Below are 21,961 nucleotides of genomic sequence, written 5' to 3'. Positions count from 1 at the left end.
GTCTGTGCTGGCACTTGTCTGGCGAACCACCGAACATCAATTCATGCTCAGTCAAATCCCTACCCACCTCATCGCCGGCCCGCTCGGCGCCGGCAAGACCACGCTGATCCGTCACCTGCTGGCGCAAAAACCGGCGGGCGAGCGCTGGGCGGTACTGATCAACGAATTCGGCCAGATCGGCCTGGACGCTGCCTTGCTCGAGCAGGGCGACGACGGTATCGCCATGGCCGAAGTGGCCGGTGGTTGCCTGTGCTGCGTCAATGGCGCGCCATTTCAGGTCGGCCTCGGCCGCCTGCTGCGCAAAGCGAAGCCTGATCGCTTGCTGATCGAGCCATCCGGCTTGGGGCATCCGGTGCAGTTGCTGGCGCAACTGCGTCAGCCGCCCTGGCTAGGCGTATTGGCCGTGCAACCGGCACTGATGGTGCTTGATGCTGCCGCACTGGCTAGCGGTCAGCCGTTGCCGGACGTGCAGCGTCAGGCGCTGGATGAGGCGGGTCTGGTGTTGTTGAACAAGAGCGAGTCTCTGGACGAGGCGAGCCGGGCGAGAATTGCCGCGAGCCTGCCGCCCGTGCCGCTGTACTGGAGCGTGCAGGGCCGGCTCGACCTGGCCTTGCTGCCGGGCCTGGCGGCGCAGGCTTCGCCCGTCGAGGCGAGTGCCGAGTTACCCGCAGCTGCAGCGGGCCTGGCGCAGATCTGGCGCAATGTCGCGGAGCCGATCTGCCAGGTGCAGGATCAGGCAGAGGGCTGGAGCATTGGCTGGCGCTGGCACCCCAGCCAGCGTTTCGATCTCGCGCAGGTCAGCCAGTGGCTGCGGCGTATTGATTGGCGCAGGGCCAAGGCCGTGCTGCACGGCGACGAAGGTTGGCACTCGCTGAATGCCTTGCAGGGGCAAGCGCTACAGGCCTGGACTCCGAGCGAATGGCGCAAGGACTCGCGGCTGGAATTGATCTTCGATCAGGCGCAGGACGCCAAAACGCTAAGCGCTTCGTTCGCTGCGTGCCGAATCCCGGCGGTGGGCTGATAAACTCGCCGCGCTCTCGTCGCTGTGGATAACCTTCATGCAACTGCTGCCCTGGTCTCACGACACCTCTGCCGGCTTCACCCTGCGCGGCTGGCACACGCCGCCGTCGGGCAAGCCGTTGCTGCATTTCCTGCACGGCAATGGCTATTGCGGGCGCGTCTATACGCCGATGCTGGCCGCGTTGGCCGAGGACTTCGACCTCTGGCTGTGCGATGTACAGGGCCATGGTGACAGCGATCATGGCGGCCGCTTCCATGGCTGGAATCGCAGCGCTGAGCTGGCGGTGGAGGCCTTCGACACCTTGCGTGGGCCATTCGGCGACGTACCGCGCTTCGCCCTCGGGCACAGCTTCGGCGGCGTGCTCACCAGCCTGATTCTGGCGCGCCATCCCGAGCTGTTCCGGCGTGCCGTGCTGCTTGACCCGGTGCTGTTCAGCCCGGCGATGATCGGGGTGATGGCATTGTCCGACGTGGTCGGCCTGGCGCAGCGCACCGGCATGGCGAAGAAGGCGCACAAGCGCCGCCGGCAATGGACTGACCGCGCCAGTGCGCACGCCGCGTTACATGGCCGTGGCATGTTCCGTGGTTGGGACGAGGCAGCGTTCGACGCCTATATCGAGCATGCGCTGAAGGATGTCGAGGGCGGTGTCGAGCTCAAGTGCCGGCCAAGCCGTGAGGCGGATATCTTCGGCTCCTTCCCGCGGCGCTTGTGGCCGTCGCTGGCCAAGGTGACGACGCCGACCGAGGTGATTCACGGTGCGCACACCTATCCCTTCGTTGCCAAGTCCGTGGCGCGCTGGTGCGCGAGCAACGCCCACGTGCGCAGTCAGGTGGTGCCGGGCGGGCACTGCTTCATGCAGGAGCAGCCGGCGGACAGCGCCGAGCGTGTAGCCGCTTTCCTGCTGCAGCGCGGTTGAATCGGGCAGGCGCTATTGCGCCTTGCGCCGCCAGTCTTCCAGGCGGATGACATTGCCTGGCTGCTGCACCGCAACCGGCTCGGGCTGCGGTTCCAATATCGGGTGGGGCTGCAGTTCGATGCGGCCAAGGTGCGGGCCGAACATGCTGATATGCCCGCGCAGTCGTTGCTCGCCGGTGACGGTGAACTCGAAGTCATAGAGTCGCGCCAGGCGACGATGGCCTTTGGCATCACGCTGGATGGCCAGACGACGCAATGCCACGGCGCCATCGAGCAGCTCCACGTCGAGCTTGGCGCAGTGCTGCTTGGCGAAGGCCAGCGCACGCTCGCGAATACCGTGGCCGCGCCATAGCCAGGCGCAGGCAGCGGCGAACAGCATCAGCAAGAACACATCGAACAGGTTGATCATGGTGACTCCAGCTTCGGGAGACAGAGCTTAGCTTATCTGCCACGTGCTTCTCAGCACAGTGGCTTGCCCATGCGTCGGCTCTGCATTAGCGTTCGCTCTCTTCAGATGAAAAGGACGTCACCATGCATTGCCCCGCCTGCCGCACCACTCGCCTGCAACCGGCAAAACTCGAAGATGGCCTGCTCGGCCATGGCTGCGCACAGTGCCAAGGCACGCTGGTCAGCCTGCTGCACTACCGCGACTGGGCCGAGCGTCAACCAGCACAAGAGACATCAAGCGAACTGGCCGCCGAGGCTGAAGTGGGCGAAACCAGTCATGCCTTGAGTTGCCCCAAGTGCGCCAAGCTGATGAGCAAGTTTCAGATAAGCGGCACCCGCGCCAATCGTCTCGACCTGTGCGGCACGTGCGATGAAGCCTGGCTGGACAGCGGCGAATGGCAACTGCTCAAGGCCCTGGAGCTGAGCCAGCGCATGCCGGCGATCTTCACCGATGGCTGGCAGCGCCAGGTACGGCAGGAGGCCAGCGAACAGGCTCGGCGCGAGCGCTTCAGCCGCATTGCCGGCGAAGAAGCCATCGCTCGCGCCGACGAGATTCGTACCTGGCTCAAGGATCACCCGCAGCGCCGTGAGCTGTTGTTCTATATCGGTCACGATTGAGGCGCGAGGCGCCATCTGCGGCCGGTTGCACCGCCCTACGCTTCGGCGTTCTTCTCTTCGCTCAACGCCTGGTAGCGCTGTTGCAACTCCTCGCGAATCTGTCGGCGCTGTTTGGCCTGGCGCTGGCGGCGCAGGCCGTCGGCGGTGTCCGGTTGCAGTTCGGGAATCGGTGCCGGGCGGCCATTGGCATCGACCGCAACCATGGTGAAGAAGCAGCTGTTGGTGTGGCGCACCGAACGCTCGCGGATGTTCTCGGTGATCACCTTGATGCCGATTTCCATTGACGTGCGCCCGGTGTGGTTGACCGAGGCGAGGAAGGTGACCAGTTCGCCGACGTGCACCGGTTCACGGAACATCACCTGATCCACCGATAGGGTCACCACGTAGCAGCCGGCGTAGCGGCTGGCACAGGCGTAGGCGACTTCGTCGAGGTACTTGAGCAGCGTACCGCCGTGGACATTTCCGGAGAAATTGGCCATATCCGGTGTCATCAGTACGGTCATCGTCAGTTGCGCGGTTCCGGCTTCCATCGTCGCTCCGAGTACGTGTGGGGCTTATGAGAGTAAGGCCTGCTGGTGCTATGCAAGATACACACTCACTATTGCAAGGATGCCATCCATGCTGATTCGCTCGAAATTTCTGCTCCTGGCTCTGCTAGGGCTCGCCGGTGCCGTGCAGGCGACCGAAGAATGCGCCACAGCGGTGCAGTGCAACCAGGTCGGCAGCGCGGCCTATCAGGACGGCCGCTTCAAGCAAGCCATCGAAGCGTTCGAACGTCAGTTACGACGCGTCGAGGATGGCGATACGGCACAGTTGGAGTTGGCACTGAACAATCTCATCCTAACTAACCTGCGCTCCGGCCAGACCGGCATGGCGCGCGCCTGGTTAGGCGTGGCGCTGGACAACAACCTCAGCGGCTCCTCGACTCGCCTGCACCTGACCAAGGTAGCCGAGGCGCTGGATTACCCGACACTCGCCGCCAGCCCGACCGGACGCTACCTGCGTTACGGCGGCCAGGCGGTATGGAGCGAGCTGCTGATCAGCGAAGACAGCAATGGCGGCTATCTTGCCAGTTTCTCGCCCGTACGCGCCGGCGGTCGGGTCGAAGAGTACGGCCCGGCTGCGATTGGCGAGCTGGATGGCAAGTTGGTCGGCGACGAGGTGCAGATGCGCCTGCAGGACGCCGGCTTGGGCAACGATTGCGCAGTGCAACTGCTGCGTGAAGGCATCGAGCTGCGCGTGCAGGAGGTATTCGCCGAGGGCTGCCAGGATTACGGCGGCATGGGCATCAGCGTCGGTGGGCGTTACATCAAGGTCAGCCCATGAGGCCTGGGCAGGCTGCTGTCCTGATCGTGTGCTTGTCGGCGCTGCTTTTCGTGGGCGGCTACGCCTGGCTGCGTGACGAGCCGCCTGGCGCCCAGGTGCAGGACTGGCAGCAGCAGGTGCAGGCGGCAACGGGCGAAAGCCGTGCGTACCTTTTCCTCAACGGAATCGATGCCCCTTTCGATGAGCAGCCCGAGGCACTGGGTGCGGACCGTCTGCAGCACTATGAGCGCTGGTACGCCGGGCGCGGCGTGACCGATAGCGATTATTCGGGGCCGACCGTTGCCAGCCTGCAGTTTCCAGAAGGGCGACTGTTCTGCCGAGTCGAGGCGCCCGGCTGCTTCGACAGCCTGCTGGCACAGGCCGACCTGGGGAGCCGTATCGCCCCGGAGTGGTTCGCTCTGCAGCGGCGCTATTGGAATTTTCTCAACATGGATGACTACCGCACGCTGACCTCGGTGAGCCTCGCCGAGCCGCTACCGCGCCTGACTTATATCTACGCGGGCCAGCGGGTGCACGATCTGCTCATGCTGAAAATGGCCCGCGATGGCCAAAGCGATGTGGCGCAGGGAGGGTTGCGCGAGGAGCTCAGGCTACTGCGCCAGCAACTGGTGCGCGCGGACAACCTGGTTCTGAAGATGCTGCTGGGGCGGCTGATCAGCGACAACCTGGAGTGGCAGGTTCGTCTCTATCGCCATGGGCTGATCCCGCGCCCGTCGGTTCCGGAGCCCTTCAGCGCGGCCGAGCGCTCGCTGCTCAAGCCCATGCAGCGCGAGTTCTACGGTATCGCGCAGATGTATGCGCAGCTGCCAGAGAGCGTCTCCGGCCGGGAATACCTTGGGCTGCTACTGTTTTTCCGACCGCAGATGACCATCAACGCCAGCCTGACGCCTTATGTGCGGGCCGTGGAGTTGTCGCAGCTGGAGCCGCATGCGTTCGCCGCCGCGCTGCAGGAGCCGGCTCCCGGACCGGCCTCGGTTGGCGGCATGCGCAACCGGGCTGGCAACATCTTGCTGGCTATCGCCGGCCCGGACATGCGCCTGTATGCCGGGCGCTTGCATGACCTGGAGGCGAAGCGCCGCTTGTTGGCCGTGGTGGTAAGCCTGCCTCCGGGGCCTTTCGATGCCGAGCAGCTGGCCAACATGCCGGATGTCCGCAACCCCTACCATCCGACACAGCTGGCCGAGCCCGATGGACGCGGCCAGCTGTGTTTCGACGGCCCGCACGACGCGGGATTCAATGGGCGCTGCATGCCGCTGTAGATAAGGATATGCGGCAGGGTTCGCCGCCAACTCATCGTCCGCGACGATCAGGCGTGAGTCAGATACCAGCGCCAGTCCTGCTCGCCCACCTCTCCCATGAACTGGCGGTACTCGGCCCATTTGATCGCCAGGAACACCTTGAGGAAATCCTCGCCGAGCGCTTCGCGTGCCCAGCTCGAATCCTCAAGATTGCGCAGTGCAGTGAGCCAGTCGGTGGGCAGGGTTTCGCGTGCCTGTTCGTAGCCGTTGCCGACGATGGCCGCCCCCGGATCGATCTGCTCGCGGATGCCCTTGTGGATACCGGCGAGGATCGCCGCCGCAGCCAGATACGGGTTGGCGTCGGCGCCGCAGATGCGGTGTTCGACATGGCGACTGTTGGCTGGCCCGCCCGGCACGCGGAACGACACGGTGCGGTTGTTTACCCCCCAGCTCTTGGCCAGCGGCGCGTAGCTGTTGGCCTGGAAGCGGCGGAAGGAGTTGGCATTGGGGCAGAAGATCGCCAGGGCATCGTTTAGGGTGGCCATCATGCCGCCGATGGCATGGCGCAGCAGCGGCGTACCTTGTGGATCTTCGCTGGCCATCAGGTTGTTGCCCTCGGCATCGGCCAGCGACACGTGCATGTGCATGCCGCTACCGGCCAGGTCGCCGAATGGCTTGGCCATGAAGCAGGCCTGCAGCCCATGCTTGTTGGCCACGCCCTTGACCAGGCGCTTGTAGCGCACGCCTTCGTCCACCGCCTGCAGGGCATCGAAACGGTGCTCCAGGGTCAGCTCCAGTTGGCCCGGGGCGTACTCGGAGATTGCCGTGCGCACCGGCAGGCCCTGCGCCTCGCAGGCGGCGTAGAGATCGTCGAGGAATGGCTGCACCTGTTCCAGCTCGTACACGCCATAGACCTGCGGCGCCTGTGGGCGCACGCCGTTCATCTGTAAGGCCGGCTGTGGGCGTCCATTGGCGTCACGCTGCTTGTCCAGCAGGTAGAACTCCAGCTCCACCGCCATCACCGGGTGATAACCATCGGCCTTGAGCGCCTCGATGGCACGCACCAGCACGTGGCGTGGGTCGCCCGGCGTGGCCGGCAGACCCTGGGTCGGGTGCATGCTCACCTGTAGCTGGCCGGTAGGCACCGCGCGCCAGGGTTGCAGGGTCAGGCTGCCGGGCAGCGGGTAGGTCCAGCAGTCGGCGTCGGCCACTTCCCAGACCAGGCCGCTTTCCTCGACGTCCTCGCCCTGGATGGTCAGCGACAGGATCGAGCTGGGCAGCGGTCGGCCAGTTTCGTAGATGGCCAGCAGCTCGTCGCGATGCAGCAGCTTGCCGCGCGGGATGCCGTTGGCGTCGATCAGCATCAGCTCGATGCTGCGGACCTCGGGGTGGGCGGCGAGAAAGTCGCGGGCTTCCTGCGGGTTGGCGAATTGCATGGTGATTCTCACAGTGAGTCGTTATCTCGTGGGAGGCGCTTTAGCGGCGACTGTCGCGGCTAAAGCCCCTCCCACAGGCTGATCGATGAATTACTCGCGGGCGCCGGGGATGGCCAGCAGCTCGGTGAGGGCTTGATCGAGCATGGTGATCAGCTTGTCCACATCCTGCGCTGTGGTGCTCGGGCAGCACAGGGTCATGTTGTGGAATGGCGTGATCAGAATGCCGCGGTTGATCAGGTACAGGTGCAGGGCCATTTGCAGCTCGTCATGGAACGCCGCTTCGGCCTCGGCGCCGGTGCGTGGTGGCGTGGCGCAGAACTGGAACTCGCAACGCGCGCCCAGCTCGGTCACCGACCACTTGAGGCCGTGCTTGTCGATCAGCTGACGGAAGCCCTCTGCCAGACGCGCCGCCAGCGGCAGCATGTGGTCGTAGGCCGTCTGGGTCATCACCTGTTCCAGGTTGGCGCGCATGCAGTGCATGGCCAGGGCGTTGGCCGACAGGGTGGTGCCCATGCCGCTGTGGCCGTGACCGTGGCTTGCCTCGCTGGCGCGCTGACGCGCCTGGGTCATGGCGCCTGCCATCTCTGCGCTGCAACCGAAGATGCCGCAAGGCACGCCGCCGGCGATCGGCTTGCCGACCACGAAGAAGTCCGGGTCCAGGCCCCACAGGCGCGTGCAGCCGCCGATGTCGGTGGAGATGGTGTGGGTTTCGTCGATGATCAGCAGGCTGCCGTACTTACGCGTCAACTCGCGGCATTTCTGCATGAAGCCTGGATCGGGCAGGACCATGCCGATGTTGGTCATCGCCGGTTCGCAGAGCAGGGCGCAGACGTCGCCCTGAGCCAATGCGGCTTCCAGCGCAGCGACATCGTTGAAGGGAATGGCGCGGCTGTGCTCGGTCAGGTCGTAGGCCTGGCCGACCAGACCGGAGCGGTGCACGGTCTGGCCATCGCGTTCGCGCACCATCACGTCGTCGACGGTGCCGTGGTAGCAGCCGTCGAACACCAGCAGGGTCTTGCGCTGAGTGATGGCGCGCGCCCAGCGCAGCACGTAGCGGTTGGAGTCGGTGGCGGTGGCGGTCACCTGCCAGTAGGGCAGGCCGAAGCGCTGGGCCAGCAGCTCGCCGCAAACCACTGCGTCCTCGCCCGGCAGCATGGTGGTCAGGCCGTTATTCGCTTGTTCGGCGAGGGCGCGGGCCACCGGATCGGGGGAGTGGCCGAACATGGTGCCGGTGTCACCCAGGCAGAAGTCGATGTACTCGTGACCGTCCACATCGAAGAAACGTGCACCCTTGGCACGCTCGACGAACAGCGGTACCGGTGTCGACCAGTCGGCCATCCAGTGCATCGGCACGCCGCCGTACAGTGAATGGCGGGCGCGCTCGGCCAGGGCCACGGACTTCGGATTGCGGGACAGGAACCGCTCGCGCTCGGCGGCGACGAAACGGTCAACGGCGACTTGGCTGATGCCACTGGCGGTGGTCATGGGGCATACCTCGATTGAATGCTGCTGGCATGATATTTTGTGATCACAAAATAGTAAATGCTTAGATCAGGATCGATTATTTCGGCTTTAAAACTCTATTTGTGATCACGAAAAATTTCATATTCAGCCATTTTTCACACAAAATCAGTTCCTGTCGTAGACTCGCCGCATCTTCAATCGGAGCTTCCCATGCGTGACTGTAGCCTGACCCTTGCCCAACTGCCGGCGCCACCGATGGAGGTGGCACATGGCTGACAATCTGCAGGAGCAGCTGTATCAGAACATCCGCTCAGGCTTGCTGGTCGGACGTTTCCAACCTGGGGAGCGGTTGAAGATCCGCGACTTGGCCACCGAATGGGGCACCAGCCCGATGCCGGTTCGCGCGGCCCTGCAGCGGCTGGTGGCCGAGGGCGCGCTGGAGGGCGAGCAGCAGCGCTCGGTGCGCGTCCCGTCGATGACCCGCGAGCGCTACGAAAACATCTTTCAGGTGCGCCTGGCGCTGGAAGGCCTGGCAGTGGAGCTGGCCACGCCGCGTCTGGACAGCAGCGACCTGGCCCTGCTGCGTGACTGTGTGCAGCGCATGGACGCCGCCATCGAGCAGCGCCAGGTGCAGGACTACCTCAACGCCAACAGCCAGTTTCACCTGCATTTGTACGGTGCATGTGGCAACCCGGTGTTGCTGCGTTCGATCGAGTCGCTATGGCTGCAGATCGGCCCCTTCTTCAACCGGCTGTTCACCGGCGCCGACCTGTCGCTGCGGCTCAATGACTTTCATGAAGACGCCTTTGCCGCTATCGAAGCCGGCGACGCCAAGGGCGCTCGCCAGGCAATGGAGCAGGATCTGCTTTACTTCGCGCGCTTTCTGCTCAACCTGCTGGCGTTGGAGCAGGGCGAGGTGTGAGGGCGCTGCTCGCGTAACTCGCTTGATGAGGCTCGCGGCTGAAGCCCCTCCCACGGGGCTGAGTCGCGGCCACACATCGTGGGAGGCGCTTCAGCGGCGACGGCGTTCGAGAAGCCGATAGTCCGTAGGGCGCACCCCAGGGCGAAGGCTTGATCAGCTTTCCAGCCAGACGTCACGGCACCAGTGCCAGACCGAGTCCCAGCTTTCGTCGGTCAGCTCGCCTTCGTCGCCATCCCACAGCCAGACCTGGCCTTCCACGTCCACTGCGTAGTAATCGCGGCCGTCCTGGCACAGCGGAACCAGATCGCGCGGCAGGCCAAGATCCCAGGCCACCGAGGCGACTTCCGGCAGGTAGGTGTGTGATTGCGGATCACTGGCGGTCACCGGCTCCAGGCGGCCGTAAACCACATCACTGACCTTGAGCAGGTATTCGCGCAGCTCGAAGGGCAAGTGGATGAGGATCTGCTCCTGAATCTCCACCAGGGTCTCTTCTTCCGGCAGCTCCAGCGGTACCGGTACCGGCTCGTTGAGTTCGCGCAACTGTTCGATGACTTCTTCCACGGCGTCGGCTCCTCATCTTGGGGGATCGGCTTTATACAGTAGCTGGCCGGCAGAATGAAAACATGTCGTTGTCACTGCATACTGGCGCTTTTGCGGAGCCTTTCATGTCATCTCTTACCTGGCACTGCCTGCACCACAGCGAACTCGATGCTGCGACCCTCTATGAACTGCTGGCACTGCGCACCCAGGTGTTCGTGGTCGAGCAGAACTGCCCCTATCTGGAAACCGATGGCCAGGACCTGGTCGGTGACACCTGCCACCTGCTGGCGCGTGATGAATCTGGGCTGGTGGGTTATCTGCGCTTGCTCGATCCGCAGCGCATGGACGGCGAGGTGGTGATCGGTCGGGTAGTGATCGCCGAGCGGGCGCGCGGCAGCGGGCTGGGCCACCGGCTGATGGAGCGGGCGCTGGTCGAGTGTGGTCAGCGTTGGTCGGGGGTGCCGGTTTATCTGTCGGCACAGGCGCACCTGCAGGGCTACTACGGGCGTTATGGCTTCGAGGCGGTGAGCGAGGTGTATCTGGAGGACGACATCCCGCATATTGGCATGCGCCGGGCTGCTACGGATCTGTCGTGATGGGGACGGGACGTCGCCGCTAAAGCGCCTCCCACGTCGTAGGAGCGGCTTCAGCCGCGATAACCGGCAAATGCCGCAATAAAAAACCCGGGCTTGCCCGGGTTTTTTCTGCGTCGTCGCGATCAGTTCTGGCGAATGCCAGCGATCAGCCAGGGCTGGTTGTCGCCTTGGGCGCGTTCCAGGCGCCAGCTTTCGCTGAACGGTTCGCCCTGGTCGAAGCGCGAGGTCTTCGACACGCCGCTGAAGGTCAGGGTGGCGATGGTCTTTTCGGCGTTGTCGTCGACACCATCGAGTTGCACGTCGAGGTTGTCGACGTAGGTGGACTGGAAGCCGTCACCCAGCTCGGCGCGCTCGCGCTTGAGGAAGTCCAGCAGTTGCGGGGTGACGAACTCGGCGATCTTGTCCATCTCGTCGGCGTCCCAGTGCTGCTGCAGGTTCATGAAGTGCTCGCGACCGGCGGCGATGAAGCTCTGCTCATTGAACCAGGCCGGTGCGTTGATCACCGGAGCGGCCGAGGCCAGACGACCACCGAAGATATTGCTGCCAGCGGCCGGCGCGTTGTCGGCGTTCGGCATTTCACGCTGGTACGGCGCACCGGCAGCGGCCATTTGCGGCTGTTGGCGAGCGCGACGGGCGGCGAGGAAGCGGAACAGCAGGAAAGCGATCAGGCCGAAGATCAGCATGTCCATGATCTGCAGGCCTTCGAAACCATCACCCATGAACATCGAGGCCAGCAGGCCACCGGCGGCCAGACCGGCCAGCGGGCCGAGCCAGCGCGAAGCACCGCTGGCGGCAGCGGCAGGCTGCTGACGACCGGGTGCCTGGGCAGCCGATTGCGCCGGCGGCGTGGCCTGGCGGGTCTGGTGGCTGGGTGCGGAGCCGAAGGATTTGCCACCGCCAAAACGCTTGGCGTGGGCTTCGAAACTGAAGGTCAGTGCCAGGCACAGAACCATGGCGATACTGAGGAAACGCTGCATCACGGTTTTCTCTCTTATGGAAAAGCTTGGCCGGCATCTTGCCCGTCATAGGGGGGCATGACCAGTGACAGAATGTTTCTGGCTTTTGCCTGCACTGGATGGCGCCGTGACTGCCCGGCTTGGTACCGAAGCGGCCCCTGGTGCGCATGGCTCACCCTAGGGGCGTTGTAGCAGCAGAGGCAGCGGGCCGCAGCGTAGTTGAGCACGCAGAAAGGCGCGGAAGGTTGCTGCGTCCTCTTCGGGATGACGCAGCCAATGCACGAAGCTGCGCAGGTAGGCACTGGTGAGCAGGGTTTCTTCGGCGATACGGCGCAGGTGCAGGCTTTGCCGTCCGGCTGCTTCGCGCCACCACTGCACGGTGCGGCTGACGCGCATCAGGCCGAGCAGCTGCAGGTGAATATGGCCGGGCTCGAGCTTGTACAGCAGCATCTGCCCGGTGACGGCCCGATGTGCGGCGAGGCTGTCGAGCCAGGCCAGCAGGCAACTTTCCAGACGCTGTTCGGCGTTCAGCCCCAGCAGGCCGGGATTTTTCGCGTGACCGAGCATGGCCAGGTCGGCTCGGTCGAACCAGGCTTCCACAAGGTCATCCTTGTCGCGGTAATGGCGGGCGATATCATCCAGGCCGATATCGAGCGCGGCGGCGACGTCGAACAGGTGCAGGCGCTCCCAGCCACAGACGTCGGCCAGTTGCAGAGCGTTATCAAGAATGTGGGCAGGGTCGGTCGGCTTTTTCTTCATCCCTGAAGTATGGCCGCCAGGGCTTGAGGTGGCGCCTGGAGCGACAAACGGAGCCAGATAGGTAGATGTGGCCGCGCCGCATGGGTAGGAGCGGCGCCCCGCCGCGAAGCTGGGTTAAAGCTTCGCCCCGGGGCGGGGCTCCCACAAGGGCAAGTGCTATAGCGCTGAGCGGCTCAGCGCCAGTCGTACAGCTCTTTTTCCGAGAGTGCATGCATGGGGATGGCCAGCGCCTGGAACGCCTGCATCGAGGCCCAGATGCGACCATTGAGTTCGCTTTGTGCGGCCAGCTCGCCCAGCACCTGTTCGCTCTCGTGTTGCATCGCCTGCAGCACTTCGTCGGGGAAGCGTTTGAGCAGCGTGCCGCTCTTCTTCAGTTCATCCAGCGCCAGGGCGTTGTGGTAGACGTAGTCGTCCATCATGTCCTGGGTCGCCGCACGCGCCGCTTCGGTGACGATGGCCTGCAGGTCGGCGGGCAGGGCGTCGAAGGCTTTCTGGTTGATCAGCAGTTCGAGCACCGACTGCGGCTCCTGCCAGCCCGGGTAGTAATAGTACTTGGCGGCTTTGTGCAGGCCGAAGGCCAGGTCGTTGTAAGGGCTGACCCAGTCGGTGGCGTCGATGGCGCCGCTTTGCAGCGAGGTGAAGATTTCGCCGCCCGGCATCACCACGGTGGTCGCACCCCGGCGGCTCCAGACTTCGCCGCCGAGGCCCGGCATGCGGATTTTCAGGCCCCTGATATCAGCCAGGCTGTTGATTTCCTTGTTGAACCAGCCGCCCATCTGCATGGTGCTGTTGCCCGCGGTCAGCGGCTTGAGGCCGAACGGTGCATAGGCCTCGTCCCACAGCGCCTGACCACCGCCCTTGCTGAGCCAGGCGTTCATTTCCAGGGTGGACAAACCGAAAGGCACCGCACCGAAGAACTGCGCCGCTGGCACCTTGCCCTTCCAGTAATAGGGTGTGCCGTGGCCGAGCGCGGCCGTGCCGCGGGAGACGGCGTCGAACACTTCCAGCGCTGGCACCAGCTCGCCAGCGGCGTAGACCTTGATGGTCAGGCGCCCGGCGCTCATGGCGTTGACGCGCTCGGCCAGGCGTTCGGCGGCGGTGCCGGTGCCGGGCGCGTTCTTCGGCCAGGTAGTGACCATCTTCCAGTGGAAGGTCTGAGCGGGGGCGGTGGCCGGATTGGCCGGTGCGGAGTCTTCCTTGCAGCCGATCAGGCTGAAGGCGAGCAGGGGCAGTAGAAGCAGCGAACGAAGATGCATGGGCGCAATCCCTAAGAAAAACGGGGCTTTTCAGCCCCGTTCAGTTGGCTCAACGCCAGTTGTACAGCTCTTTCTCGGTCAGTGCCTGCATGGCGCTGGCCTCTTCGAGGAAGGCCTTCTGCGAGGCCCAGATGCGGCCGTTGAGATCGTTCTCGGCAGCCAGGGACTCGAGCACCGCGTCGGATTGCTCGCGCATGGCTTGCAGCACCTCGTCCGGCAGGCGCTTGAACTGCACGCCTTCGCTCTTGAGGCTCTGCAGCGCCTTGGCGTTGTTGAACACGTAGTCGTCCATCATGTCCAGGGTCGCGGCACGCGCGGCTTCGACGACGATGGCCTGCAGGTCGGCGGGCAGGGCGTCGAAGGCCTTCTGGTTGACCATGGATTCGACCACGGCCTGCGGTTCCTGCCAGCCCGGGAAGTAGTAGTACTTGGCCGCCTTGTGCAGGCCGAAGGCCAGGTCGTTGTAAGGGCCGACCCAGTCGGTGGCATCGATGGCACCGGTCTGCAGGGAGGTGAAGATCTCACCGCCAGGCAGGTTGACGGTGATCGCGCCGAGCTTGCTCCAGACTTCGCCACCGAGGCCCGGCATGCGGATCTTCAGGCCCTTGATGTCATTCAGGCTGTTGATTTCCTTGTTGAACCAGCCGCCCATCTGCATGGTGGTGTTGCCCGCCGACAGCGGCTTCACACCGTAGGGAGCGTAGGTTTCGTCCCACAGCGCCTGGCCACCGCCGTGGCTGAGCCAGGCGTTCATTTCCAGGGTGGAGAGGCCGAAAGGCACGCTGCTGAAGAACTGCGCAGCCGGGACCTTGCCTTTCCAATAGTACGGGGTGCCATGGCCCATCTCGGCGGTGCCGCGGGAAACGGCGTCGAACACTTCCAGCGCCGGTACCAGCTCACCAGCGGCGTAGACCTTGACGGTCAGGCGCCCGGCGCTCATGGCGTTGATGCGCTCGGCCAGACGCTCGGCTGCGGTGCCCAGGCCAGGGAAGTTCTTCGGCCAGGACGTGACCATCTTCCAGTGGATGATTTCTGCCGGCTTGGCAGCGGCTTGCTCGCTGGCAGCCTTGTCTTCTTTGCAGCCAACCAGGCCGATTGCGGCGATCAGCGCCAGAGCGGTGCCGAACAGATTGCGGCGATTCATCGATTATCTCCAGGTACGGTGTACTAATAGGCTTCGAGCTTGGCGTACGCCAGCATCAGCCACTTACTGCCTTCGTTTTCGAAATTCACTTGGACCCGCGCCTGGGCGCCAGCACCCTCGAAATTGAGGATGGTGCCCTCGCCGAACAGGCTGTGGTGTACGCGTTGGCCCAAGCTGAAGGGCGTTTGCGGTACGGCGCTGCCGGCGAACAGACTGCCGCCACCCATCGAGCTGGTGCTCACCGGGCGGCTGACGCTGTTGCTCAGGCGTACTTCCTGAATCAGCGGTGCGGGGATTTCGCGGACGAAGCGCGACACCTTGTTATAGGTCTCGCTACCGTAGAGACGCCGGGTTTCGGCGTAGCTGATCACCAGCTTCTGCATGGCACGGGTAATGCCGACATAGGCCAGGCGGCGTTCTTCTTCCAATCGGCCCGGTTCTTCCAGGCTCATCTTGTGCGGGAACAGACCCTCTTCCATGCCCACCAGGAACACCAGGGGGAATTCCAGGCCCTTGGCGCTGTGCAGGGTCATCAGTTGAATGCTGTCTTCGTTTTCGGCGGCCTGGGTGTCCCCGGCCTCCAGCGAGGCGTGGGTGAGGAAGGCCTGCAGCGGGGTCAGCTCGTCGTCTTCATCGTTCTCGAAGGCGCGCGCGGCGCTGACCAGTTCCTCCAGGTTCTCTACCCGAGCCTGGCCTTTCTCGCCCTTTTCCGCTTCGTGATAGGCGAGCAGGCCGCTTTTCTCGACGACCACCTGAGTCATCTGGTGCAGGGGCATGGGCAGCACCTTCTCGGCCAGGCCCTCGATCAACTCGATGAAGCTGGCCAGCGCGCCGGAGGCCCGGCCCGGCAGGGCCTTGACCGCGAGCATCAGGCGGATCGCCTCCCACATGTGCACGTCATGGGCGCGGGCGTATTCGCGGATGGTCTCGATGGTCTTCTCGCCGATGCCGCGCGCCGGCACGTTGATGATGCGTTCCAGCGCCGCATCGTTGCCGCGCCCGTCGAGCAGGCGCAGATAGGCCATAGCGTTCTTGATTTCGGCACGCTCGAAGAAGCGCTGACCACCGTAGATGCGGTAGGGGATCTTCTCGCGCAGCAGCGCCTCTTCCAGCACGCGCGACTGGGCGTTGGAGCGATAGAGAATGGCGATCTCGCTGCGCTTGAGGCCGTCCTTGCGCAGGGCGTCCTCGATGGTCTCGACCACGTAGCGCGCTTCGTCGTGCTCGTTGAAAGCTGCATACAGGGCCAGCGGCTCGCCATCGCCAACGTCGGTGCGCAACTCCTTGCCGAGGCGGCCCTGGTTGTTGGCGATCAGCGCGTTGGCGGCATTGAGGATATTGGCGGTGGAGCGGTAGTTCTGCTCCAGGCGAATGATCTCGGCATCGGCGAAATCGCTGTCGAACTGTTGGATATTCTCGATTTTCGCGCCACGCCAGCCATAGATCGACTGATCGTCATCGCCCACCACCATCAGACTTTCGCCGCCCTTGGCCAAAAAGCGCAGCCAGGCGTACTGCACGGCGTTGGTGTCCTGGAACTCGTCGACCAGGATATGGCGGAAGCGACGCTGGTAGTGCTCCAGCAGCCCGGCGTTGTCGCGCCAGAGGTCGAGGGCACGCAACAGCAGTTCGGCGAAGTCGATGACACCGGTGCGCGCGCAGGCCGCCTCGTAGGCTTCATAGATGCTGCGCATGGTGGCCAGGAACAGGTCGCCGCTGGCCTGGATACCTTGCGGGCGGATGCCCTCGTCCTTTTGCCCGTTGATGAACCACTGCGCCTGCTTGGCCGGCCAGCGTTGTTCGTCCAGGCCCAGCTCACGGATCACCCGCTTGATCAGGCGCTGTTGATCGTCGGAGTCGAGAATCTGGAAGTTCTCGGCCAGGCCCGCCTCTTTCCAGTGTGCACGCAGCAGGCGGTGGGCCAGACCATGGAAGGTGCCGACCCACATGCCAGCAGGGGCATGGCCCAGCACATCTTCGATGCGGTGACGCATCTCGGCGGCGGCTTTGTTGGTGAAGGTCACCGACAGGATGCTGTGCGCCGAGACGTCCAGGCGCTGGATCAGGAAGGCGATGCGATGCACCAGCACGCGGGTCTTGCCCGAGCCGGCACCGGCCAGCACCAGCTGATGGCCAGGCGGCGTGGTGACCGCATGGTGCTGGGCGGGATTGAGGGTAGTGAGTCTGTGGTCGAGGTCATTTTGCATCGCGGCATTCTAGGGGGCCGGACAGGGGAGGGCAAACCGTCAGCCAGGCGCGGTGAAACGAGCCGGACGCAACCGACGACTGGTGGGTCAGGGCGCAGATGTGCATGGATAGAAGGCCAAAGGCCATCATGGGGCGTCAGCGCCCGCCAAAAGTTGGGCGTCAAGCTGTGAAAGGGGCCACATCGTTGTTGGGCACAGCGTCTGTCTCGGGTATTCTCCCGCGACGTCAGGGTTGGGAGCGCCACAAAAAGCGTCCAATACCCTTAGGCAACCATTACAAGAAAATCGCCTATGACCGCCACGACTAGCGCCGTAGTTCAAGAGGTGACGCTGGACTCGCATCAGGCTGAGCGTCAGTTCGCCACGGATATTGCCGTTGAGCGTACCCGTCTGTTGTTCCAGGGCTCGCGCTTGCCCACGTTGCTCATGCTGCTGGTCGGCCTGGCCTGCAGCCTATTGCTGTGGAATAACCAGAATGCACCGATGCTCGCTGCCTGGCTGGCTTGGGTGGTGCTGCTGGCGCTGTTGCGCCTGACCCAGGTGAATGCCTTCAACGAGGCGCTGCCCAGTCGTCAGGCCGAGCCCTATTGGCGACGCATTTTCCTCTTCGGCGCCGGTGCTTCCGGGCTGACCCTCGCCTTCGCCGTGATCGTGCTGGTGCCTACCGATGTGTTCTACCAGCAGGCGCTGGTCTATGGCCTGATCGCCGCTGCCATTCTCTCGGCCAGCGTGGCCTATGCCGTCAGCCTGCCTGCCTTCCTCACTTTCGCCTTGCCCTGCTTGCTGCCGTCGGCCGGCTACCTGCTGCTCTCAGGCAGCGGCCTGCAACGCGGCTGGGGGCTGCTCAGCGTGATCCTGTTTCTTGCCCTGCTGGTGGTGGCTTGGCAGGTCAATCGTTTGGTGCAGCGCAGCTTGTTGCAGCGCTTTCACAACCTGGCGCTGATCAGCAACCTGGAGCGTGCCAAACAGTGTGCCGAAGGGCTCAACGAAGAACTGGCGCGCGAAGTGGAACAGCGCCGCCGCGCCGAGCGCGAATTGCGCGGCGCCCATGGCGAGCTGGAAATGCGTGTGGCCGAGCGCACCCTGGAACTGGACGAAGCGACCCATGCCCTGGGCAAGAGCCAGGCGCGTCTGGCCCTGGCCCTGGAAGCCAGCGAGCTGGGGCTGTGGGATTGGGACCTGGATAGCGACCAGGTACACCACTCGCACCTGCGCGAGCTGTTTGGCCTGGAGCCGGGCCAGGTACAAGTGATGCTGCGTGACCTGACGCCGCGCCTGCACCCGGATGACCTGCCGGGGCTGCGTCGGGCGCTGGTCCGGCACCTCAAGGGACGTAGCGAGGATTATCAGATCGAGTACCGCGTGCGCCATGTCGATGGTCACTGGGTCTGGGTCGAAGACCGAGGCCGTGCAGTCGAGCGCGACGCCGCCGGCCGTGTGCGGCGCATGCTCGGCACGCGACGCGATGTCAGCGCGCGACGTCAGCAGGAGCAGCAGCAGCGCCTGGCGGCGACCGTATTCGAGGCGGCCAGCGAAGGCATCTTCATTCTCGACCCCGACTACCGCGTGCTGGCAGTCAACCGCGCGTTCAGCGCGGTGACCGGCTACAACCGCGAGGAAGTGCTCGGACGCACGGTGACCAGCCTGATCGGCAGCCGCGAGATGCGCCGGCAATACCAGATGATCCGCCAGGAGCTGGACAGCAGCGGCACCTGGCAGGGCGAGTTGATCGAGACTCGCAAGAGTGGCGAGCTTTACCCGCAATGGTTGCAGCTCAATCTGGTGCGCGACGCCAGCGGCCGGCCCAGCCAAATCGTCGGCTTCTTCGCCGACCTCAGCGCGCGACGCGAGGCAGAGGAGCGCTTGCGCTACCTGTCGCACTACGACGATCTGACCGGCCTGGCCAACCGCAGCCTGTTCAAGGAGCGTCTGCACGAGGCCAGCCAGCGCGCACGGCAGAGCGGTCGCAGCATCGCCTTGGTGCACATCGACTTGGACCGTTTCAAGCTGCTCAACGACAGCCTCGGTCATGAAGTGGCTGACCAGTTGCTGCGGCAGATGAGCCGTCGCCTGACCCAGGCCGTGCCGGAAGCTGACTGCATTGCACGGCTGTCGGGTGATGAGTTCGCCATCATCCTCGATGCCTACGGCAGCCTCTCCAGCTTGGCGCGGGTGGCCAGCCGACTGCTGGCCAAGCTGCGTGTGCCGATGACTGTGGGTGGCCACGAGCTGGTGGTCAGCGCCTCGCTGGGCATCAGCCTGCTGCCGGACTATGCGCGCGAGATCAGCGCACTGATCAGTCAGGCCAACATGGCCGTGCAACATGCCAAGCACCTGGGCGGCAACACCTTCCAGTTCTTCACCGACAACCTCCAGGCCTGCACCCTGGAGCGCCTGCAACTGGAGAATCAGCTGCGCAAGGCCATCGACGAAGGCCAGCTGGAGGTGTTCTACCAGCCCAAGCTGAACCTCGCCGATGACCAGCTCAACGCCGCCGAAGCGCTGGTGCGCTGGCGCCATCCGCAGCAGGGCATGGTGGCGCCTGGCGAGTTCATCGGTTTGGCCGAAGAGACCGGGCTGATCGCGCCGATTGGCGAGTTCGTGCTGCGTCAGGCTTGCCGCCAGGCGTGCCAGTGGCAGCAGCAAGGGCTGGCGCAGATACGGGTGTCGGTGAATATCTCGGTGTATCAGTTGCGCCAGGGCAACCTCACCAGCCTGGTGCGCCAGGTGCTCGAAGAAACCGGCCTGGCGCCGCAGTACCTGGAGCTGGAACTGACCGAAAGCCAACTGCTGGACAACGTCGACAGCGTCATCGTCACCTTCCGCCAGTTACGGGAGCTGGGGGTCAAACTGGCCATCGACGACTTTGGCACCGGCTACTCCTCACTCAGCTACCTCAAGCGCTTCCCGGTGCACTACGTCAAGATCGACCAGACCTTCATCCGCGATCTTTCGCCCGGTGGCGAGGACGCAGCGATCACCCGCGCGATCATCGCCATGGCCCACAGCCTGGAGCTGAAAGTGGTGGCCGAGGGCGTGGAAACCCAGGCGCAGATGGACTTTCTCAAGAGCCAGAACTGCGATGAGATCCAGGGCTTTCTGATCAGCCGCCCGGTGGAGGCAAGCGCCTTCGCCGAGCTGCTGCGTGCGCAGATCGATAATCCACTGGATTGAACGGCATTTGCTCGCTAACCAAGTAGCCTGCGTTCACTTGGCGAACAGCTGGCCGATGTCCTTGAACGCCTTGAACTCCAGCGCGTTGCCGCAGGGGTCGAGGAGGAACATGGTGGCCTGCTCGCCGACCTGGCCCTTGAAGCGTACGTAGGGCTCGATGACGAACTTCGTCTCGCGGCTGCGCAGGCGCTCGGCCAGCGCTTCCCAGTCGGCCCAGCCGAGCACCACGCCGAAGTGCGGCACCGGCACGTCGTGGCCGTCCACGGGGTTGCTGGCGGCCGATTCCTGGTAGGCCATCTTCGGCGCTTCATGGATCACCAACTGGTGGCCGAAGAAATCGAAGTCCACCCAGTGGTCGCTGCTGCGACCCTCGGCACAGCCGAACACCTCGCCATAAAAATGTCGCGCGGCAGCCAGGTCATGAACGGGAATTGCCAGGTGGAAGGGCGCAAGGGACATCACGGAATACCTCTGGTTATTGTCTGTCGGGCTAGCCTAGCAACAGCCAAATCGATTGAAAGCGAATATCCTTACTCGCAAGCTCAAATAATTTTGATCAATCGAGGCGTCCATGCTGCGTGAGCTGAAAACCTTCGTCACCGTAGCCCGGCATGGCACCTTCGCTGCTGCGGGGCAGCGCGTAGGGCTGACCCAATCTGCCGTCAGCGCGCAGATGCGCGTGCTGGAGCAGAACCTTGGCGTACGCCTGTTCGATCGCAGCGGCCGCAGCGCGGTGCTCAGTGCCGGTGGACGCCACGCCTTACCGTTGGCAGAACAGATACTGGGTCTTTACGCGCAGATGGCGATGCCGACGGCGCTGGCCGAATGGCAGGGCGAACTCAAAATTGGTGCCATCGCCAGTGTCCAGACAGGGCTGTTGCCCGAGGCCCTGGTGCGCTTTCGTACTCAGGCCGCACGGGTCGAGCTGAAGCTGGTGCCGGGTGTCTCGCTCGATCTGCTGGGGCAGGTGGATGCCGGTGAACTGGATCTGGCGGTACTGATCCGCCCGCCCTTCGAGTTGCCCAAGGAACTGATGCAGGTCCCCCTGGCTCGCGAACCCTTCGTGCTGATCGTACCGCCAGGCCTGCCGGGGGACGATCCGCTGCAACTGCTGCGCGAGCAGCCCTTCGTGCGTTATGACCGCCGTTCCTTCGGCGGTCGCCAGGTCGAGCGTTTCCTCCGCGAACAACGGCTGACGCCCCGCGAGGCGCTGGAGCTGGATGAGCTGGAGGCCATTGTGCGTATGGTCGAGTGTGGGCTGGGTGTATCGCTGATACCCCGTGCCGGCTTGTGGTGTAACCGACCCCAGGCGCTACGCGTACTGGAACTGGGTGAGCTCACCTTCCACCGCGAGTTGGTCGCGACCCTGCGCCGCGCCCAGCGCCAGCCGGCGTTGGACTGGTTGCTGCAGTGCCTGGCTGATCCAACCTATGATGAGGTTTCCTGTCGAGCGGAGGTCTGACGGATGAACAAGGATATCGGCGAAATCAACGGCGCCTGCCATTGCGGCGGTGTGCGCTTTCACGTGACCTTGAGCGATGGCCTGCACAGCGCACGGCGCTGCAACTGCTCCTACTGCCGCATGCGCGGGGCGGTGGCGGTCTCGGCCGAGCTGGCTGGCTTTCGTATTCTGCAGGGTGAAGACCTGCTCACCACTTATCGTTTCAACACCCAGAGCGCCGCGCACTTCTTCTGTTCACGCTGCGGCATCTACACCCACCACCAGCGCCGTTCCAATCCCCATCAGTACGGCGTCAATGTCGCCTGCCTGGAGGGCATCAGCCCGTTCGACTTCGCTGAGGTGCCGGTCAGCGACGGCATCGCCCATCCCAGTGACGACCCTAGTGGCGCCGGGCCGCGGCAAGCCGGCGTGCTGCGCTTTATCCCGTCGTGAGCACGCCGCTCATCGCGCAGACATGAAAATGCCGCGCGGCTTTGCAGC

General features: G+C 64.2%; 21 protein-coding genes. 10 read left to right on the top strand and 11 right to left on the bottom strand.

What is annotated here, in order from left to right:
• Positions 1–43 precede the first annotated feature (43 nt).
• Positions 44–1,021: a GTP-binding protein gene (locus EGJ86_RS03810; protein WP_125834116.1), complete on the top strand. Its 978-nt coding sequence runs from the start codon at positions 44–46 to the stop codon at positions 1,019–1,021.
• Between the two features lie 37 nt (positions 1,022–1,058).
• On the top strand, positions 1,059–1,937 hold the full coding sequence (locus EGJ86_RS03805; RefSeq protein ID WP_125834115.1) for an alpha/beta fold hydrolase: 879 nt from the start codon (positions 1,059–1,061) through the stop codon (positions 1,935–1,937).
• 12 nt (positions 1,938–1,949) lie between these two features.
• Here the strand turns inward: EGJ86_RS03805 and EGJ86_RS03800 are convergent, their stop codons facing one another.
• The gene (locus tag EGJ86_RS03800) at positions 1,950–2,345 is read right to left on the bottom strand and encodes a DUF3301 domain-containing protein (protein WP_099525138.1); all 396 of its coding nucleotides are present in this window, start codon (positions 2,343–2,345) and stop codon (positions 1,950–1,952) included.
• Between the two features lie 122 nt (positions 2,346–2,467).
• On the opposite strand from EGJ86_RS03800, the gene EGJ86_RS03795 reads away from it, so the two are divergent.
• Positions 2,468–3,001: a zf-TFIIB domain-containing protein gene (locus EGJ86_RS03795; protein WP_125834114.1), complete on the top strand. Its 534-nt coding sequence runs from the start codon at positions 2,468–2,470 to the stop codon at positions 2,999–3,001.
• A 35-nt stretch (positions 3,002–3,036) separates the two neighbouring features.
• Here the strand turns inward: EGJ86_RS03795 and EGJ86_RS03790 are convergent, their stop codons facing one another.
• The gene (locus tag EGJ86_RS03790) at positions 3,037–3,531 is read right to left on the bottom strand and encodes an acyl-CoA thioesterase (protein ID WP_092378887.1); all 495 of its coding nucleotides are present in this window, start codon (positions 3,529–3,531) and stop codon (positions 3,037–3,039) included.
• 88 nt (positions 3,532–3,619) lie between these two features.
• Between EGJ86_RS03790 and EGJ86_RS03785 the strand changes: the two genes are divergently transcribed.
• Complete coding sequence (locus tag EGJ86_RS03785) at positions 3,620–4,327, top strand: tetratricopeptide repeat protein (protein WP_125834113.1); 708 nt, start codon at positions 3,620–3,622, stop codon at positions 4,325–4,327.
• On the top strand, positions 4,324–5,586 hold the full coding sequence (locus tag EGJ86_RS03780) for a hypothetical protein (RefSeq protein ID WP_125834112.1): 1,263 nt from the start codon (positions 4,324–4,326) through the stop codon (positions 5,584–5,586). The genes EGJ86_RS03785 and EGJ86_RS03780 overlap by 4 nt, the downstream gene beginning before the upstream one ends.
• Positions 5,587–5,633: 47 nt before the next feature.
• Here the strand turns inward: EGJ86_RS03780 and EGJ86_RS03775 are convergent, their stop codons facing one another.
• Positions 5,634–7,001 (bottom strand): glutamine synthetase family protein, encoded by a 1,368-nt coding sequence (locus EGJ86_RS03775; RefSeq protein WP_125834111.1) that lies wholly within the window; start codon positions 6,999–7,001, stop codon positions 5,634–5,636.
• A gap of 90 nt (positions 7,002–7,091) precedes the next feature.
• Positions 7,092–8,486 (bottom strand): aspartate aminotransferase family protein, encoded by a 1,395-nt coding sequence (locus EGJ86_RS03770; protein WP_125834110.1) that lies wholly within the window; start codon positions 8,484–8,486, stop codon positions 7,092–7,094.
• 247 nt (positions 8,487–8,733) lie between these two features.
• Here EGJ86_RS03770 and EGJ86_RS03765 point away from each other — a divergent pair, with 247 nt between their 5' ends.
• The gene (locus EGJ86_RS03765; RefSeq protein ID WP_106734143.1) at positions 8,734–9,387 is read left to right on the top strand and encodes a GntR family transcriptional regulator; all 654 of its coding nucleotides are present in this window, start codon (positions 8,734–8,736) and stop codon (positions 9,385–9,387) included.
• Positions 9,388–9,540: 153 nt separating this feature from the next.
• Here the strand turns inward: EGJ86_RS03765 and EGJ86_RS03760 are convergent, their stop codons facing one another.
• Positions 9,541–9,948, bottom strand: a complete 408-nt coding sequence (locus EGJ86_RS03760; RefSeq protein WP_037005543.1) for an SMI1/KNR4 family protein — start codon at positions 9,946–9,948, stop codon at positions 9,541–9,543.
• 104 nt (positions 9,949–10,052) lie between these two features.
• Here EGJ86_RS03760 and EGJ86_RS03755 point away from each other — a divergent pair, with 104 nt between their 5' ends.
• Complete coding sequence (locus EGJ86_RS03755) at positions 10,053–10,523, top strand: GNAT family N-acetyltransferase (protein ID WP_125834109.1); 471 nt, start codon at positions 10,053–10,055, stop codon at positions 10,521–10,523.
• A gap of 122 nt (positions 10,524–10,645) precedes the next feature.
• Here the strand turns inward: EGJ86_RS03755 and EGJ86_RS03750 are convergent, their stop codons facing one another.
• The 5 genes from EGJ86_RS03750 to uvrD form a co-directional block, all read right to left on the bottom strand.
• Positions 10,646–11,500: a Tim44 domain-containing protein gene (locus EGJ86_RS03750; protein ID WP_074855775.1), complete on the bottom strand. Its 855-nt coding sequence runs from the start codon at positions 11,498–11,500 to the stop codon at positions 10,646–10,648.
• Between the two features lie 156 nt (positions 11,501–11,656).
• Positions 11,657–12,238 carry a TetR/AcrR family transcriptional regulator gene (locus EGJ86_RS03745; RefSeq protein WP_125834108.1) on the bottom strand — a complete coding sequence of 194 codons (582 nt, stop codon included), beginning with the start codon at positions 12,236–12,238 and terminating at the stop codon, positions 11,657–11,659.
• A 173-nt stretch (positions 12,239–12,411) separates the two neighbouring features.
• The gene (locus EGJ86_RS03740; protein WP_125834107.1) at positions 12,412–13,494 is read right to left on the bottom strand and encodes a TRAP transporter substrate-binding protein; all 1,083 of its coding nucleotides are present in this window, start codon (positions 13,492–13,494) and stop codon (positions 12,412–12,414) included.
• Positions 13,495–13,543: 49 nt separating this feature from the next.
• Positions 13,544–14,638, bottom strand: coding sequence for a TRAP transporter substrate-binding protein (locus tag EGJ86_RS03735; protein ID WP_125834106.1), 1,095 nt, complete (start codon positions 14,636–14,638; stop codon positions 13,544–13,546).
• Between the two features lie 23 nt (positions 14,639–14,661).
• Positions 14,662–16,845, bottom strand: a complete 2,184-nt coding sequence (gene uvrD / locus EGJ86_RS03730; protein ID WP_125834105.1) for a DNA helicase II — start codon at positions 16,843–16,845, stop codon at positions 14,662–14,664.
• Between the two features lie 291 nt (positions 16,846–17,136).
• Between uvrD and EGJ86_RS03725 the strand changes: the two genes are divergently transcribed.
• Positions 17,137–20,019: a GGDEF and EAL domain-containing protein gene (locus tag EGJ86_RS03725; RefSeq protein WP_125834104.1), complete on the top strand. Its 2,883-nt coding sequence runs from the start codon at positions 17,137–17,139 to the stop codon at positions 20,017–20,019.
• 33 nt (positions 20,020–20,052) lie between these two features.
• On the opposite strand, the gene EGJ86_RS03720 is transcribed toward EGJ86_RS03725, so the two are convergent.
• On the bottom strand, positions 20,053–20,478 hold the full coding sequence (locus EGJ86_RS03720; protein WP_084341967.1) for a VOC family protein: 426 nt from the start codon (positions 20,476–20,478) through the stop codon (positions 20,053–20,055).
• Positions 20,479–20,590: 112 nt separating this feature from the next.
• Here EGJ86_RS03720 and EGJ86_RS03715 point away from each other — a divergent pair, with 112 nt between their 5' ends.
• Both EGJ86_RS03715 and EGJ86_RS03710 read left to right on the top strand, forming a co-directional pair.
• Entirely contained in the window at positions 20,591–21,481 is an 891-nt protein-coding gene (locus EGJ86_RS03715) for a LysR substrate-binding domain-containing protein (RefSeq protein ID WP_125834103.1), read from the top strand.
• Positions 21,482–21,484: 3 nt separating this feature from the next.
• Positions 21,485–21,913, top strand: coding sequence for a GFA family protein (locus tag EGJ86_RS03710; protein WP_125834102.1), 429 nt, complete (start codon positions 21,485–21,487; stop codon positions 21,911–21,913).
• Positions 21,914–21,961 lie beyond the last annotated feature (48 nt).

It is taken from the genome of Pseudomonas sp. o96-267 (assembly GCF_003935465.1).
Taxonomy (GTDB): domain Bacteria; phylum Pseudomonadota; class Gammaproteobacteria; order Pseudomonadales; family Pseudomonadaceae; genus Aquipseudomonas; species Aquipseudomonas sediminis.
Note: the sequence above shows the minus strand (reverse complement) of the source record. Positions and strands in the feature narration are given on the sequence as shown.

Coding starts and splice junctions, on each gene's coding strand:
- EGJ86_RS03810 (WP_125834116.1), top strand. CDS start 44: ATGCTCAGTCAAATCCCTACCCACCTCATCGCCGGCCCGCTCGGCGCC.
- EGJ86_RS03805 (WP_125834115.1), top strand. CDS start 1,059: ATGCAACTGCTGCCCTGGTCTCACGACACCTCTGCCGGCTTCACCCTG.
- EGJ86_RS03800 (WP_099525138.1), bottom strand. CDS start 2,345: ATGATCAACCTGTTCGATGTGTTCTTGCTGATGCTGTTCGCCGCTGCC.
- EGJ86_RS03795 (WP_125834114.1), top strand. CDS start 2,468: ATGCATTGCCCCGCCTGCCGCACCACTCGCCTGCAACCGGCAAAACTC.
- EGJ86_RS03790 (WP_092378887.1), bottom strand. CDS start 3,531: ATGGAAGCCGGAACCGCGCAACTGACGATGACCGTACTGATGACACCG.
- EGJ86_RS03785 (WP_125834113.1), top strand. CDS start 3,620: ATGCTGATTCGCTCGAAATTTCTGCTCCTGGCTCTGCTAGGGCTCGCC.
- EGJ86_RS03780 (WP_125834112.1), top strand. CDS start 4,324: ATGAGGCCTGGGCAGGCTGCTGTCCTGATCGTGTGCTTGTCGGCGCTG.
- EGJ86_RS03775 (WP_125834111.1), bottom strand. CDS start 7,001: ATGCAATTCGCCAACCCGCAGGAAGCCCGCGACTTTCTCGCCGCCCAC.
- EGJ86_RS03770 (WP_125834110.1), bottom strand. CDS start 8,486: ATGACCACCGCCAGTGGCATCAGCCAAGTCGCCGTTGACCGTTTCGTC.
- EGJ86_RS03765 (WP_106734143.1), top strand. CDS start 8,734: ATGGCTGACAATCTGCAGGAGCAGCTGTATCAGAACATCCGCTCAGGC.
- EGJ86_RS03755 (WP_125834109.1), top strand. CDS start 10,053: ATGTCATCTCTTACCTGGCACTGCCTGCACCACAGCGAACTCGATGCT.
- EGJ86_RS03750 (WP_074855775.1), bottom strand. CDS start 11,500: ATGCAGCGTTTCCTCAGTATCGCCATGGTTCTGTGCCTGGCACTGACC.
- EGJ86_RS03745 (WP_125834108.1), bottom strand. CDS start 12,238: ATGAAGAAAAAGCCGACCGACCCTGCCCACATTCTTGATAACGCTCTG.
- EGJ86_RS03740 (WP_125834107.1), bottom strand. CDS start 13,494: ATGCATCTTCGTTCGCTGCTTCTACTGCCCCTGCTCGCCTTCAGCCTG.
- EGJ86_RS03735 (WP_125834106.1), bottom strand. CDS start 14,638: ATGAATCGCCGCAATCTGTTCGGCACCGCTCTGGCGCTGATCGCCGCA.
- uvrD (WP_125834105.1), bottom strand. CDS start 16,845: ATGCAAAATGACCTCGACCACAGACTCACTACCCTCAATCCCGCCCAG.
- EGJ86_RS03725 (WP_125834104.1), top strand. CDS start 17,137: ATGACCGCCACGACTAGCGCCGTAGTTCAAGAGGTGACGCTGGACTCG.
- EGJ86_RS03720 (WP_084341967.1), bottom strand. CDS start 20,478: ATGTCCCTTGCGCCCTTCCACCTGGCAATTCCCGTTCATGACCTGGCT.
- EGJ86_RS03715 (WP_125834103.1), top strand. CDS start 20,591: ATGCTGCGTGAGCTGAAAACCTTCGTCACCGTAGCCCGGCATGGCACC.
- EGJ86_RS03710 (WP_125834102.1), top strand. CDS start 21,485: ATGAACAAGGATATCGGCGAAATCAACGGCGCCTGCCATTGCGGCGGT.